Consider the following 14,239-nt stretch of genomic DNA (forward strand, 5'->3'; position numbering starts at 1 on the left):
TGTGCAATTGAGTACCAGGCCGGTAGATGAGTTCTGGTCGCTCAAGCATGCATTCACTCAATGATTAGAATTGCAGGTTGGCGCCAACGGTGAAGGTGCGGGGGTTCGGGTAGTGGCCCGTGTCGACGTTCATCAGTTTGATGCTGTTGTTGAAAGCCCCGATTTCCGGATCATAACCCGAGTAGTTGGTGAACGTCTTCAGGTTCTGGATCGACCCGTACACGCGCAGGTTCTGGATCTTCACCCGGTTCAGCAGCGTTTTCGGCAGGCGGTATCCCAGGGTAATATTCTGAATGCGGGCGTACGAGGCATCCTCAACATACCGGTCCGACATGGCCGTGTTGTTCTTGTTGGTCGTCGTGAAGCGGGGCAGGGCGCCATCCGTATTCGACTCCGTGTAGCGGTCCACGACCGTGCGCATCTGGTTGGTATAGGCATTGCTTAGCCCTTCCAGCTGCCAGCGCAGGAAGTTGAAGGCCTTAGCCCCCTGACTACCTTGCAGGAACAGCGAGAAATCGAAATCGCCGTAGTTCAGCGAGTTGGTCAGACCCCAGCTGAACTTGGGCAGCGGACTACCGATAAAGGTGTAATCCTGCGCGTCGATCTTTTTGTCGCCGTTGATGTCCTTGTACCGGATATCACCGAGCCAGGTTTCGGTTTCGTTTACCTTGTAGCCAAACTGGGGCAGGCTCTGATCCAGCTCAGCCTGGGTGCGGTACAGACCATCCGTTACCAGTCCCCAGAACGAACCCACCGGCCGACCGGGGGTAGTGTGGGTAATGAGGTAGTTGTTGTAATACACCTTACCATCAAGGGCCGAAGCGGCACTGGCCGCGCGGTCGTAGCTGTTGGTGAACTGCGTCAGCACCGCATTGGTCCGCCAGGTGAAGTTGCCCCGTTTGATGTTTGTGGTCGTGATGCCGACGTCGATACCGGTGTTGGTCATCTGACCGGCGTTCCCCAGCGGTGCTTTCAGATCGTCCCACTGATCGCCCACACCAATCAGGTTCGGGCCGGTCAGGAAGATGATCATGTCCGACGTTACTTTCTTATACACATCGATGGTAGCGTCGATCCGGCCGTTGAAGAAGCCCAGGTCGACCCCGGCGTTGGTCGTTCTGACCGACTCCCACTTCAGGTTCGGGTTCGGAATCCCGTTGATCATGTTCGATGAACCAAACCCAACCGGGCCCGAGAAGAACTGAACGGCACCCACGTAGGCCGGGTTAGGCGCACCACCCGGGAAGTTCTGGTTACCGACCATCCCGTAGCCCACCCGCAGCTTGGTATAGCTCAGCACGTTGGCAATGGCCCCTTTCATGAATTTCTCGTTCGAGACCGTCCAGCCAGCCGATACCCCGGGAAAGTAGCCCCAGCGGTTGTTGGGACCAAAGTTCGACGATCCGTCGGCCCGGAAACTGGCAGCCAGCGAGTACTTGTCGTCGTAGGTATAGTTGGCGCGCGCGAAGTACGACTCCATGGCCCACTGGCCTTTGCCGCCATTCAGGCCCCAGGTCGTCTGGTCAGCACTGCCGGTGCTCAGGTCAAAAATGTTAGCCTGCAGGTCGACCTTCGTACCCGAGATGCTCTGGTAATAGGAGTTTTGCGCCTGGTGACCCAGCGTGGCCTGAATACCATGCTTCTTCACGTACTTATTATACGACAGGTAGTTGGTCAGCGACCAGTAGTAACTGTCTGAACGCGAGTCGATCAGCTTACTCCGGAAGGAGGTACTACCTACATTGCCGGCTTTCTGAAAAGCGACGTTGTTATCCTGACCCAGCGAATACGACAGTTCGTTGCGGAACGATATATCCTTCAGCAGCTGAAATTCAGCGTAGAGACTTCCGAAGATGTTATTGGTCGTTTTGGTATTGCCGCGGTACTGGCTGTTGCCGACCAGATTAGAGCCGTAGTACTGCACACCGCCCACCGTTTGACCGCCACCCCATGTTCCATCGAGGTTTTTTACCGGCGTCAGCGGGCTGGTCGACGCGCCCCACCAGATGGTCCCTTCGGCTGCATCGGCCAGCGATACGTTCTGGATACTGCGGGATACGTTGGCGCTCAGACCCACTTTTACCCACGTTTTCAGCTGGCTGTCGAGGCTGAACCGGGAGGCATAGCGCTTGAAGTCAGACCCCAGCAGTATACCCTTGTTGTCGAAGTAGTTCAGCGACAGGTAATAGGTCGTCTTGTCGCGGCCACCCGAAAAGCTCAGCTGGTGGTTGTTGATGGTTCCGCGCTGGAACATCGCTTCCTGCCAGTCGGTACCGGGTCCGAGAAGGTCTGGGTTTTTGAACTCATCAGCCACCGGGTTGCCGATGATGGGGAGTACCTCGTTCTGGTAGCGGGCAAAATCGCGCAGGTCCATCAGGTCGAGACGCCGGGCTACTTCAGAAACCCCCGTATACATCTCATAATTGATCTTGCCTTCGCCCTGCTTCCCTTTTTTGGTGGTGACCAGAATTACCCCGTTAGCCGCCTGCGACCCGTAAATAGCCTGGGCCGAGGCATCTTTGAGGACGTCGATGGACTCGATATCGTTGGGGTTCAGCATGGCCATGACGCTATTACCCGTCTGGCCGTCGCCCCCACCCAAACCGGCATAGCCCGAGCTGGACGAGGTGTTGCCACCGATGAAGGGAACCCCGTCGATGACGAACAGCGGGTCGTTGCTGTTGATGGAGGTAACCCCCCGAACTTTTACGGATACGCCCCCACCCGGCTGACCACCGTTGCTGGTTACGGTAACCCCGGCCGCTTTACCCTGCAGGAGCTGATCGACTCCGGCCGCCGGAATATCTTTCAGATCGGCCGCTTTCACCGTCGTGATCGAGGAGGTTACGTCCGACCGTTTGGCCGTACCGTAACCGATGACTACCACTTCGTCGAGCGACTGATCGCCGGTTTGGAGGGTGATGTTGAGCGTGGTGCGGGTGCCTACCTCTACCTCCTGCGTTTTCATGCCGATGAACGAAATCACCAGCACCTTGCTACCCGAAGGCATGTTGAGCGAAAACGCCCCATTGATATCCGTCGTGGTCCCGATCTGGGTGCCTTTCACGGAGACGGTGGCGCCCGGCAAACCGTTCCCTTTTTCGTCGGAGACGGTGCCTTTGATCAGCGCTTTAGCATCGGAAGGAACTCCGGTACTCGGTTTAGCAGCGCCTGGTGTGGCCATCGCTACCCGATTATTGCCGGGAGCCGGGCTCGCAACGGTTCGTTGCTGAGCACTGACCGGCAGCCAGCTGCTCAACAGGACGAAGCCAGAAAGCACATGTTTAATCATAGGAGAAAGAATCAATTGTTACAGTAAGACAATAGAGGTAATAGGAAATTGAGGGTATAATTGCTCGCTCAGCTGTTCATCAGCCTGGGTAGATCAGATATTGACGGGTGTGCCTGGCCTGACCAGTTTGTGCATGGGTAGCGAGATCATGACCGACGTACCCCGATCGGGTTCGCTCTGCCACATGACCTGCCCACCGAGATAATCTATGCGGGAGCGGATGTTGGCCATCCCGTTGCCTGTCGACGTTTTTTCGGGAAAATGGCCGCCCAGCCCGTCGTCATCGACGCTGATCAGCAGGGTTTCGTCGTTGGCCATAATCTGCACCGTAATAGACTGGGCCTGCGCGTGTTTGAGCGCGTTGTTGAGCAACTCCTGAAGCACCCGGAAAAGCATCACCGAAGCTTCGTCGCCCAGGGGTGGTAAGTCGCCGTAATGCTCAATGAACAGCTTTGTTTCGTTGACCAGATTCAGTTTCTGGATCAGATCCTCAACGGCGGGTACCAGCCCGAATGTCGACAGGGCGTAGGGCCGCAAGTCATTGGATATCAGACGAGTTTCGGTACAGGCTTCGTCCAGAAACTGGTTGAGCGGGTCTTTCACCGAGCATGGCAGCTGTTCCTGATGGGCTTCGACAAACAGTTTGATCCGCGACAGCTGAATGCCAAGCCCATCGTGCAGGTCGCGGGCAATACGGCTCCGCTCACTTTCCTGCCCTTCGATCATGGCCTGCAACGACTTTAGCTCAAGCTGACGGATCTGCTGCTGGGCAATAACCGCCTGCTGATGCGCAATCAGCTTTTGCTGCCGCCGAAGAAAAACCAGCGCCACCACGCCCAGTACGCTGATAATCAGGACGGCTATCAGCCCCGAGTTGAGCATCTGCTGGTGGCGGCTTTTTTCTTCAGCCAGCTGTTTCTCAACGGCCAGGGTTTTGATCTGGCTATCCAGCTCCTGCAGCCGAATACTTTTGGTTTGTTCGGACTGGTAAAACTGATCGGCAAAATCGAGCGACAGCAGGATTTCGTCATAGGCCCGTTTGTGATTGCCCATGCTGGCATAGCTGTAGGCCGAGTGTTTGGCCAGTTCACGCAGCATCCCCACGTTGTTTTCGGCTCTGGCCAGCGCCTGCGATTTGCGGTACTCGTCCAGCGCAGCCTGGGGGTGGTTCCGGAACTGCTCCACGATGCCCAGATAAAAGTGGTTCAGGGCAATGAGCCAGTTCACCCGTACCTGTTTGGAAAGCGCCAGGCTCCGGCTGGCAAAAAAGTAAGCCGAGTCGGGTTGCTTGACGCGCGAATAGGTATTAGCCAGCAGGTTCTGCGCAAACGCCTGAAAATAAAGCTCTTTGTGCTCAGCACTGATGCGTTCTACCGCTCGTAGCTCGGTGAGCAGCGTGGGCGGTACTGGATTCCGTTTCTGATCGATATTGGCCAGATCCAGGCGACATTCAATGATTTTTGGCACATTTTTAACCCGCACAAAAAACTGCAACGCCTTTCTGAGGTACTGCTCGGCAGACGCCTGCATGAAGAAATCGTGAGTATAATAATCGCCGATGACAATGTGCTCGTTGTAATAGCCGGCTGAATCGCCCGCCAGACTGTAGTACTTCATCCCATTGAAGTAAGCTTCCATGGTGTACTTGTTGTAGCCATACTGCTGATGATACAGCCAGCCCAGCTCCTGGTACGCTTTTGCCGCTCCCCGGTAGTTTTTCTCGACCAGCATCTGACGGATCGCTTTCCGGGAGCTGTCGACGGCCGGCACTTCGGCCCGCGCTTCGGCTCGTTGAAGCAGTCCGCCCAACCCCAGCAGGAAGAAAAGTAATGCGTACAGATTCATGGATCTATGGTACAACAGAAGCGTATCTGGCAGCGACGAACCAGGCTACAGGCGATGCTGGCGGTTAGTTGCCTAGTCGATGCAATGCATCTCCATGGCGGTTTTGATCAATAAGGCGGTATTCGGCACGCCAAACTTCATGAGTAAGCTACTGCGATGAAACTCAACGGCTTTGGCACTGACAAAGAGCTGAGCGGCCATCTGTTGCGTGGTGAGTCCCTGCGCAATCAGGGCCAGCACCTCCGACTCGCGGGGGGTGAGGTTGGGTTTCAGTCCAGCCCCTACCGACGATTTTCGGGATCTTGGCTCATCGTTCAGCAGAATCTGCATGATTGATTCATTGAAATACTGCTTTTCATCATGAACCGTCCGAATCGCCTGCAACAACTCGGTTTTGGTCGTATTCTTTAACAGGTATCCTTTTGCCCCTTTTTTGACCACCCGTTTAATCAGGCTGGCGTCGTCGTGCATGGTCAGCGCAATCACTTTCGTTTTGGGGTGAATGCGGGTGATCTGCTCACAGAGGCCCAATCCATCATCAATATGCGGGAAGGAAATATCCAGCAGAATCACATCTATCGGCGAACTTCTCAACGACTCCACCACGGACGAGACATTGTAACAGCGCTGCGTTACTTCTATTTCGGATGAGCCTGATATCAGCGATTCGATCCCCTCTACAAAAACATTATGATCATCCGCGATCAGTACTCGTATCATGTATTCGTATCGTTTCCTGCCTGAGTAATAAATCTGATGTCTGTACTGGTATAGTTTACCAATTAGTTAGTTATCGCTACGCTGAGTGTTTATATCCGGTTCCGAACAACCTGTCTGGTAAATGTCAAACGGGGTTGTCGTCACCGCAGATAAATAGAACTTTGTTTAGCAAAACTAGGATTAAAGTATCGGTATATGTAATAGGGGAAACCCAATTTTGCAAAAATATAGGGAAAACCCTACCACTTAAGTATTATTTAGAATCAGGGCAGTTCTACTGGTAAGTAGTCGCAGTTTCCCGATAAACTGGCTACTGGTGCGGTAGCACGCAGGCGCCAGTTTATCAACTATCTCCCATTTCTATATTGATTATCGCCAGCCTTTTTCGGTCGCAACTGGTCCGATCGTTTGTGGCGTTGGTCCTTCTAAACGATCCTTTGGATAAATTTATTTTCATTCATATATGAAGGTATCGGCCCCTGCTTACAACAGAAGAATCAAAACCAAATGGGTTATATCTAGACGTATAGATTTAATCTTCTAATTGGGTTATAACCCGTACCTTCGTTATCAATCACTCATCACTCTCCTTCATGAGCCTGAACACTGGCGCCGTTTTTTCTCCTTTAAGTTTCGAGTTACCCAAAACACCGACAGGCATTGACGGTCTGGACGAAATAACCCGGGGCGGTCTTCCCAAAGGCCGTCCAACCCTGATTTGTGGGGGAGCGGGTTGCGGTAAAACTTTGTTCTCTATCGAATTTCTGGTGCGGGGCGCGCTTGACCATGGCGAACCCGGCGTCTTTATGGCGTTTGAAGAGAAAGCCGATGAAATAGCCATGAACGTTGCCTCGCTGGGCTTCGACCTGAACGATTTGCAGGCCAAACGATTGATCAAACTGGATCACGTTCACATTGAGCGGAGCGAGATACAGGAAACGGGCGAGTATGACCTCGACGGCCTGTTTATCCGGCTAGGCTATGCTATCGACAGTATCGGTGCCAAACGGGTCGTGCTCGATACCATCGAGAACCTGTTCGGTAGCCTCAACGACCAGGGCATTCTGCGCGCTGAACTCCGGCGGCTGTTCGACTGGCTGAAAGAAAAGAAAGTAACGACCATCATTACGGGCGAAAAGGGCGAAGGCCTGCTAACCCGGCACGGGCTCGAAGAATACGTATCGGACTGCGTTATCCTGCTCGATCATCGGGTGAATAACCAGATCTCGACCCGCCTGCTGCGGATTGTAAAATACCGCGGCTCTACCCACGGCACGAATGAATACCCGTTTCTGATCGATGAAGAAGGCATCTCGGTGCTGCCGATTACCTCCCTGACCCTCGACCATCCGGTATCGTCGGAGCGGCTGCCTTCGGGGATCAGCGCCCTCGACAAGATGCTCGACGGACAGGGATTTTACAAGGGAAGCAGTATACTGATTTCGGGTACGGCCGGAACGGGAAAAACCAGCGTGGCCTGTTCATTTGCGAATATGGTATGCCAGCGGAGCGAACGATGCCTGTATTTCGCGTTCGAGGAGTCGCCCCAGCAGATTATCCGGAATATGAAATCCATTGGGCTTGATTTACAGAGCCATGTTGATCGGGGGTTGCTGCTGTTCCGGGCGTCGAGGCCTACACTGAACGGGCTCGAAATGCACCTGGTCGCTATTCATAAGCTGGTGCAGGAGTTCAACCCATCCGTAGTGGTCCTCGACCCGATCACCAACCTGATTACCGTTGGTGCCGTCAGCGAAGTGAAGTCGATGCTGATCCGGCTGATCGACTTCCTGCAAACCCGGCAGATTACGGTCATGTTTACGGCCCTGGCCCTGAACAACGTGATCAACGAGCAGACCGACGAAGGCGTCTCGTCGCTGGTTGATGCCTGGCTGCTCATTAAGGATATTGAGCTGAACGGCGAGCGAAACCGTGGTCTTTACGTCATGAAATCGCGCGGTATGAAGCACTCGAACCAGGTGCGCGAGTTTGTGATCTCAGACAAAGGGCTCGACCTGGTCGATGTCTACCTGGGTCCCGACGGGGTGGTTACAGGTTCGGCCCGCGAGGCCTTTCAGCTGCAGGAAGTTACGGGCGTTGCGCTGCGTGATCACGCACAGAACCGCAAGGATCGGGAGATTGAACGGAAACGACTGGTACTGGCGTCAAAAATTGCCAGCCTGGAAGAAGAATTCAACACCATTCAGGACGAGCTGAACAGAAGCTTTGATGAAGATAAGCTGCGGAAAGAAATCCTGGAAAAAACCCGCGAACAGATAACCCGCAACCGCCACAACGAGTAATGATACAGAAGGGCCAATGCGACAGGCTCTTCAGGCATACCTATGAACCAAGAAAAAGAGATATGGGAGCTTCGGCTCTACATTGCCGGTCAGACGGTTAAGTCAGTAACCGCCCTTCGTAATCTGAAGCGATATTGTGAACTTCACCTGAAGGATCAATATACGATTGAGGTGATCGACCTGCTCGTAAACCCCCAGCTGGCCGAGGGCGACCAGATTCTGGCGATCCCAACACTGGTTAAAAAAGTACCCGAGCCCATCCGGAAAATCATCGGCGATTTATCGAATGAAGAAAAAGTACTGGTGGGGTTAAATATCCGCCCCGTTCGTAATTAACGATGAGCGAGTCGGCCATACCCCCCCCCACCGAATCGGATGGCGACAGCCAGTTTTTTGTACTGAGCCTATACATCACCGGCGCATCGCACCACTCCGCCCGGGCGATTACCAACCTGAATCACATCTGTGAGACCTACCTGCCGGGTCAGTATTCGCTCGAAGTGATCGATGTGTACCAGCAGAAAGAAATTGCCCAGCAGGAACAACTGTTCGCCCTGCCCCTATTGATAAAACGACTACCTCTACCCGAACGTCGGCTCATCGGCGACCTTTCGGATACAAGGCAGGTTCTGAAAGGTTTAGGCCTATTACCCGATTTGGAATGACCCCAATGAAAACGTACCAGGAGCTGGTCGACGAAAATAAAAGCCTGCGCAGTCAGCTCGACGAGGCCGCCGAAACGCTTTACGCCATACGAACGGGTCAGATCGATGCGCTCGTCGTTGAAGGCAATAACGGCCACGAACTGTATACGTTGAAAACGGCCGACCAGACCTACCGAATCTTTATCGAAACCATGAATGAGGGGGCCGTTACCCTGAACGAAAACGGACTGATCCTCTACAGCAACACCATGTTTGCGCGTATGGTCGGGCAGCCTCTGTCTTCGGTATTGGGGGTCCCCTTTGCCGGTTTCATCGACCCCGACTCGCTGGCCGATTATCAGCTACTCTTCAGCCAGGGCTGGAACGAAGAACGAAAAGTGGAGCTGAACATCATCAACCTTTACCACCAGAAAATACCCTGTATGCTGTCGGTGAAGTCCCTCGATCTGGATGAAGGGCTATCGCTGAGTATTATTCTGACGGACCTCACGGTACAGAAAGAAACCCAGCAGCTCCTGCGGATTAACAACGAAAAGCTGGAAGCGACCAACTCGGCCCTCAGGCTGAGCAATCAGGCCCTGAACCGGTCGAACGATAACCTGCAGGAGTTTGCCTACGTGGCCAGCCATGACCTGCAGGAACCTCTTCGCAAGATTCAGCAGTTTGGCGATATCCTGAACCAGCAGTACGGCGAACTCCTGGGCAGGCAGGGACAGGACATGCTCGTTCGTATGCAGAGCGCGGCCGCCCGTATGTCGACGCTGATCCGCGATTTGCTCAACTTTTCGAGGCTTACCACCCCCGGCCAGCACATGAGCGAACAGAATCTGAATGAGCTGGTAGGCGGGGTGCTGGCTCTTCTTGACCTGTCGATTCAGGAAAAACAGGCGTCGGTTGAGGTCGGTGATCTGGGCTGTCTTCCCGGCGATGCGACCCAGCTTACGCAGCTCTTTCAGAACCTGCTGACCAACGCCCTCAAATTTACCCGGCCTGATGTGAAGCCCCAGGTTCGGGTGAGCCGACAGTCCATAGCCCAGTCCGAACTGCCCCCCGCCTTTCAGCTGGCCGACCCCGCCCTCTCCTACTGCGCCATTCGGGTTCAGGATAACGGCATTGGTTTTCAGCCCAGTCAGGCCGAGCAGATCTTCGGTACATTTCTGCGACTACACGGCCGAAGCGAATATCCCGGCACCGGCATCGGACTGGCCATCGTACGAAAAGTTGTCGAGAATCACCACGGCTACGTCCATGCAGACAGCCAGCCGGGCCAGGGTGCTACCTTTACGATTTACCTACCCGAGTAACCCGCTGCCCGTGCCGATCCGTTGCTTTGGTTCACCACGACTCAGGCAAGCCCGATTAAACAAATCACCCCCCTCTCCGTTTGCTGAGTAAGTACCCTCCTGCCAGACCTATCTGTTTTAGGTAGTGTAAACACACGATACCGATACATTCTGGCCTATTTACTCAACGGAGAAGTCATCATTATGCCCGCACGAACGATACTGATCGTCGAAGACGATCGACGCATTGCCCAGAACGTCAGCCGCAGCCTGCGCGAAGAAGGCTATCTGACCGAAGTGGCCTATGAAGGATACGTGGGGCGGCAGCTGGCCATCGAAAACCCAATCGACCTGTTACTGCTGGATATCAACCTGCCCGGCCTCAACGGGTACGAAGTCTGCCGGTCGGTTCGGGCGGTCAAACCTGAACTGCCCATTATCATGCTCACCGCCCTCGGTGAAATCGAGGACAAGGTAGAAGGGCTCGACCTGGGGGCCGACGATTACGTGGTAAAACCCTTCGACCTGCGCGAGCTGAGTGCGCGGGTGGGCGTCTGGATGCGCCGGACCAGCCAGCGGCATACCAGCCGTGAAGAAATTTTGCAGGTCGCTGACCTCGTTGTGAATTTATCAGCCAAGACCGTCAGTCGGCAGAACACCCAGATCGATCTGACCGCCCGGGAGTTCATGCTCCTCGAATACCTGCTACGCAACCAGGGGCGGGTTGTCTCCAAAATGGATCTGAGCGAACAGGTCTGGGGACTCAACTTCGACCCCGGCACCAACGTCGTTGAGGTGTATATCAACTATTTACGTCGAAAAATCGACCGCGACTTCACGCCGAAGCTCATCCACACCCGGCCCGGACTTGGGTATGTCCTGCGCGAAGACTGACCGCTTATGACGATACGTAACCGGATTGCCTTCCAGTTTTCGCTCATTGTGGCGGGTATTCTGATCTGCTACTCCCTGATCATTTATGTTCGGTCTGATACCTACCGGCAAACGGAGTTTTTCGATCGGCTCGAGCAGCGGGCCCGAACGGTTGTTCGGTTCCTGACCCAGGTAGAGGAACTGGATCGTAATCTGTTGCGCATCATCGACCGTAAAACCCTGATCACGCTGTATGACCAGAAAGTGATGGTCTTCGATTCGGGCAATCGGATTCTCTACAGCAGCATCGATGAAGATTCAGTAGCCATACCCGTATCGATTCTGGAGCAGATCCGGCAGGAAAAGATCGTCCGCACCTGGATGGGCGAGCAGCAGCTTTTTGGGTTATACGCCCCGGAGGGTCCGCAGCCGCTGACCGTTGTTGCCACCGCCTACGATCGGTCGGGCCAGGCCGAGTTGCGAAATCTTCGTAGAACCATTGTCTGGAGTCTGCTCGGCGGCATCGGGCTGACCGTTGGGCTCGGGGTGCTGTTCGCGGGCCAGTCGCTCCGGCCCATCAGCCGCATCAACAAACAAGTTTCGACCATCAACGCCCGGAGCCTGCAGCAACGTCTCGACGAAGGAAACCGGCAGGATGAAGTTGCCCAGCTGGCTATCAACTTCAACCAGGTGCTGGGGCGGCTCCAGCAGGCCTTCGAGCAGCAACGCACGTTTATCTCCCACGCGTCCCATGAGTTGCGAACTCCGTTGGCGGCCCTGAAGTCAGAGCTTCAGCTCAGTTTGCGCCACCCGCTACCGGCCGACCAATACCAGCATATTCTTCGCAATCTGACCGATGATACCGATCGTATCATTGACCTGACCAACAGCCTGCTCGTGCTGGCCCGAACGCTCGAAACGCCCAAATTACAGGTGCAGCATATCGTTCTGCTGGACGATGTGATCTTCATGGCGCGCGACGAACTGCTCAACGCCCACCCCCACTACCGAATCGATGTTCGGTTCTCTGACCTGGTGGCTTCCGGAGAACACCCACAGGTTCGGGGCGATGAGTTGCTGCTGCGCCGTATGCTACTCAATCTGTTCGATAACGCCTGCAAATACAGCGCTGATCAACGGGCGCTCGTCTACATCGCGCAGGATAGGAACACCTGCCGGGTCAGCGTGACGGACGAGGGCATCGGGATTGCCGCTGACCAGTTGCCCCAGATTTTTGATCCGTTCTACCGCGCCGACAATGCCCGTTCGCACGATGGCTACGGGCTGGGTCTTTCGATCTGCAAACGAATTGTGGAACTCCACAACGGCCGTATCGACGTGACCAGCCAGCCGGAGAAAGGAAGCACGTTTATCATCGTGTTGCCGACCAGCCCGACCAGCACATTCTAATTTTTTTATAAGCTTGCTGTAAGCCCCACCTAATAGTGCCAATCTACCTTTGCCCATTAACGACAACATACTCAATGTTTCAACATGGAAAAGGTACTCGGCTCGATGCATATCGATATCGGAACCCTATGCTGGCTGGCTGCCTTAGGCATCTCCACTATTCTTTACAGTTTCGCCGAAGAGCGAATTAACCATATACACCAGGCAGAACGGCAACACGGCGCTGACGAAACGGGTCAGTACGCCTGGATTCATCGATTATCTCTCCTGTCGAACGGGATTGGCCTGCTTAGTTTAGTGGCCCTTGCCTACCTGCATCCGCTTCAGTTTCTGGTGGTGCTGCCGGTGCTGTTCATCCTGTACAGGTCCAGAGTTACGCACCGGATCGGGGTCTACTCGTTCAACGTGCTGCAACAGGCCCGGCGGTGGTCGTTTACTGTGCAGCGGAACCCCATTCGAATCGGCTTACTCGGAGCGGGCAGTTTCGGTCTGGAGTATGCGCTGGAAGAAGAATACCTGGTCAACTGCCTGGCCTTCAGCAACGAACCGACCAACTCCGTTATCTCGCTGATCGTCAGTCGCGCCGGGCAGGCCGGTTCCTGGGAGGTTCTGAACGGGTTCGTTATGCTGGGCATCATGCTGACCGGCAGCGCATTCTGGCAGGCTCACACCCGGATCAACCACGAAAATCAATCAGGGGCTTCGTTCGCCGATTCATCCTACTCCTGGCGGACCGACTCCCTGTTGCTTAGCTACCTGTTCCTGCTGGTATCCTTACTTGGGTTAACGGCGGTCATCTCCTTTTCGGCCATATCTAACTATACTTTCTGGATTGGTTACCTTGGTGTCATACTGGCTCAGCGCACAAAAACCGGCCGGCGACTGGGTCAACGGATCGTCTATGCGGTGGAATCTTTTCTCGTCCCAGCCGATCGTGTCGTCGAGTAAACTGTCGGGACGCTGTCTCCCGATTCTGCTTTTCTTCTTTTGTTCCGCCCTCCTCAGGTGTTACGGTCAAAGTCCGGACAGCACCCAGCTGGTCAACCGCCAGCTCGACAGTTTGTATATCCACGAAGTTGAGGATCAGCGAACTCCTGATAAAGTCTTACATGCCGAGCCTCTTTTTATCGATCTGATCCGCGACCTGGGGGCCCGGAAAGGGGAACGGGAATGGAACGTGGGGCTGGGGCTAACGGATAACTTTCGGTACGATACCTACACAGCCCTGGTCGAGTACGAATGGGCACCGATAAACCGGCTTGGGTTAGAGGTCGAACTCCCCTTTTCGTTCTACACCTGCAATGAACCCAACGGCGAAAAGCCCGCCAATCAGCTGGAAAGCCTCAAGACGGCCGTTCAGTGGTCCTTTTACGTATCGGAGCGCCTACAGACCACGCTGGCCGTCGGCTATATCAACGAACTCCATCTGCGTGCGTTTGGCCGCGCCAACCGGGGACCTGCCGTTCGGGGCAACACTTCGAATCCTTTTTTTATAGCCGCCAAACGCTGGGGCAACCGCTTTCATACCCTTGTTTACGCAGGCCCGTTACTAGAGCGGTCGGTAGAGCAGTCGAAGTGGGAAACGCACTGGCAAATCAACACCAACCTGCATTACATGATACCGGGCAGCCGCAACTTCATCGGGGTTGAACTGAACAAAGAACTGGCCCACCATCGATTCCAGCTGGTAGCCCGTCCACAGCTGCGCGTCAGCGTGACGGATAAGCTGCTAGTCGGTATCGTAACCGGTATCCCCATCGACAAACAAAGCCAGCGACTCAGCACCTTCATGCGACTTATCTACGAACCGGGCCATCGAAGTCAAGCAGCCATCAAAGGCTGATCAGG

General features: G+C 54.6%; 11 protein-coding genes. 8 read left to right on the forward strand and 3 right to left on the reverse strand.

Features of this window, described 5'->3' with window-relative positions:
* Window positions 1-64: 64 nt before the first annotated feature.
* The 3 genes from EQG79_RS26185 to EQG79_RS26195 form a co-directional block, all read right to left on the reverse strand.
* Window positions 65-3,292 carry a SusC/RagA family TonB-linked outer membrane protein gene (locus EQG79_RS26185; RefSeq protein WP_129605620.1) on the reverse strand — a complete coding sequence of 1,076 codons (3,228 nt, stop codon included), beginning with the start codon at window positions 3,290-3,292 and terminating at the stop codon, window positions 65-67.
* A gap of 93 nt (window positions 3,293-3,385) precedes the next feature.
* Window positions 3,386-5,137 carry a sensor histidine kinase gene (locus EQG79_RS26190; RefSeq protein ID WP_129605621.1) on the reverse strand — a complete coding sequence of 584 codons (1,752 nt, stop codon included), beginning with the start codon at window positions 5,135-5,137 and terminating at the stop codon, window positions 3,386-3,388.
* A 72-nt stretch (window positions 5,138-5,209) separates the two neighbouring features.
* Window positions 5,210-5,857, reverse strand: coding sequence for a response regulator transcription factor (locus EQG79_RS26195; protein ID WP_077922988.1), 648 nt, complete (start codon window positions 5,855-5,857; stop codon window positions 5,210-5,212).
* Window positions 5,858-6,450: 593 nt separating this feature from the next.
* Between EQG79_RS26195 and kaiC the strand changes: the two genes are divergently transcribed.
* The 8 genes from kaiC (at window position 6,451) to EQG79_RS26235 (ending at window position 14,234) form a co-directional block, all read left to right on the forward strand.
* Window positions 6,451-8,160: a circadian clock protein KaiC gene (kaiC, locus tag EQG79_RS26200; RefSeq protein WP_077922989.1), complete on the forward strand. Its 1,710-nt coding sequence runs from the start codon at window positions 6,451-6,453 to the stop codon at window positions 8,158-8,160.
* Between the two features lie 42 nt (window positions 8,161-8,202).
* Complete coding sequence (locus EQG79_RS26205; protein WP_077922990.1) at window positions 8,203-8,496, forward strand: circadian clock KaiB family protein; 294 nt, start codon at window positions 8,203-8,205, stop codon at window positions 8,494-8,496.
* A 2-nt stretch (window positions 8,497-8,498) separates the two neighbouring features.
* The gene (locus EQG79_RS26210; RefSeq protein ID WP_077922991.1) at window positions 8,499-8,825 is read left to right on the forward strand and encodes a circadian clock KaiB family protein; all 327 of its coding nucleotides are present in this window, start codon (window positions 8,499-8,501) and stop codon (window positions 8,823-8,825) included.
* Entirely contained in the window at window positions 8,822-10,129 is a 1,308-nt protein-coding gene (locus EQG79_RS26215; RefSeq protein WP_129605623.1) for a sensor histidine kinase, read from the forward strand. The genes EQG79_RS26210 and EQG79_RS26215 overlap by 4 nt, the downstream gene beginning before the upstream one ends.
* Before the next feature lie 183 nt (window positions 10,130-10,312).
* Window positions 10,313-11,002, forward strand: coding sequence for a response regulator transcription factor (locus tag EQG79_RS26220; protein WP_077922993.1), 690 nt, complete (start codon window positions 10,313-10,315; stop codon window positions 11,000-11,002).
* A gap of 6 nt (window positions 11,003-11,008) precedes the next feature.
* Window positions 11,009-12,391: a sensor histidine kinase gene (locus EQG79_RS26225; protein ID WP_129605625.1), complete on the forward strand. Its 1,383-nt coding sequence runs from the start codon at window positions 11,009-11,011 to the stop codon at window positions 12,389-12,391.
* An 84-nt stretch (window positions 12,392-12,475) separates the two neighbouring features.
* Window positions 12,476-13,339: a hypothetical protein gene (locus EQG79_RS26230; RefSeq protein ID WP_129605627.1), complete on the forward strand. Its 864-nt coding sequence runs from the start codon at window positions 12,476-12,478 to the stop codon at window positions 13,337-13,339.
* Window positions 13,293-14,234, forward strand: coding sequence for an HAEPLYID family protein (locus EQG79_RS26235; RefSeq protein WP_240699458.1), 942 nt, complete (start codon window positions 13,293-13,295; stop codon window positions 14,232-14,234). Before EQG79_RS26230 ends, EQG79_RS26235 begins: the two co-directional genes overlap by 47 nt.
* The last annotated feature ends 5 nt before the right edge of the window (window positions 14,235-14,239 follow it).

The organism is Spirosoma sordidisoli (assembly GCF_004138325.1).
GTDB lineage: Bacteria > Bacteroidota > Bacteroidia > Cytophagales > Spirosomataceae > Spirosoma > Spirosoma sordidisoli.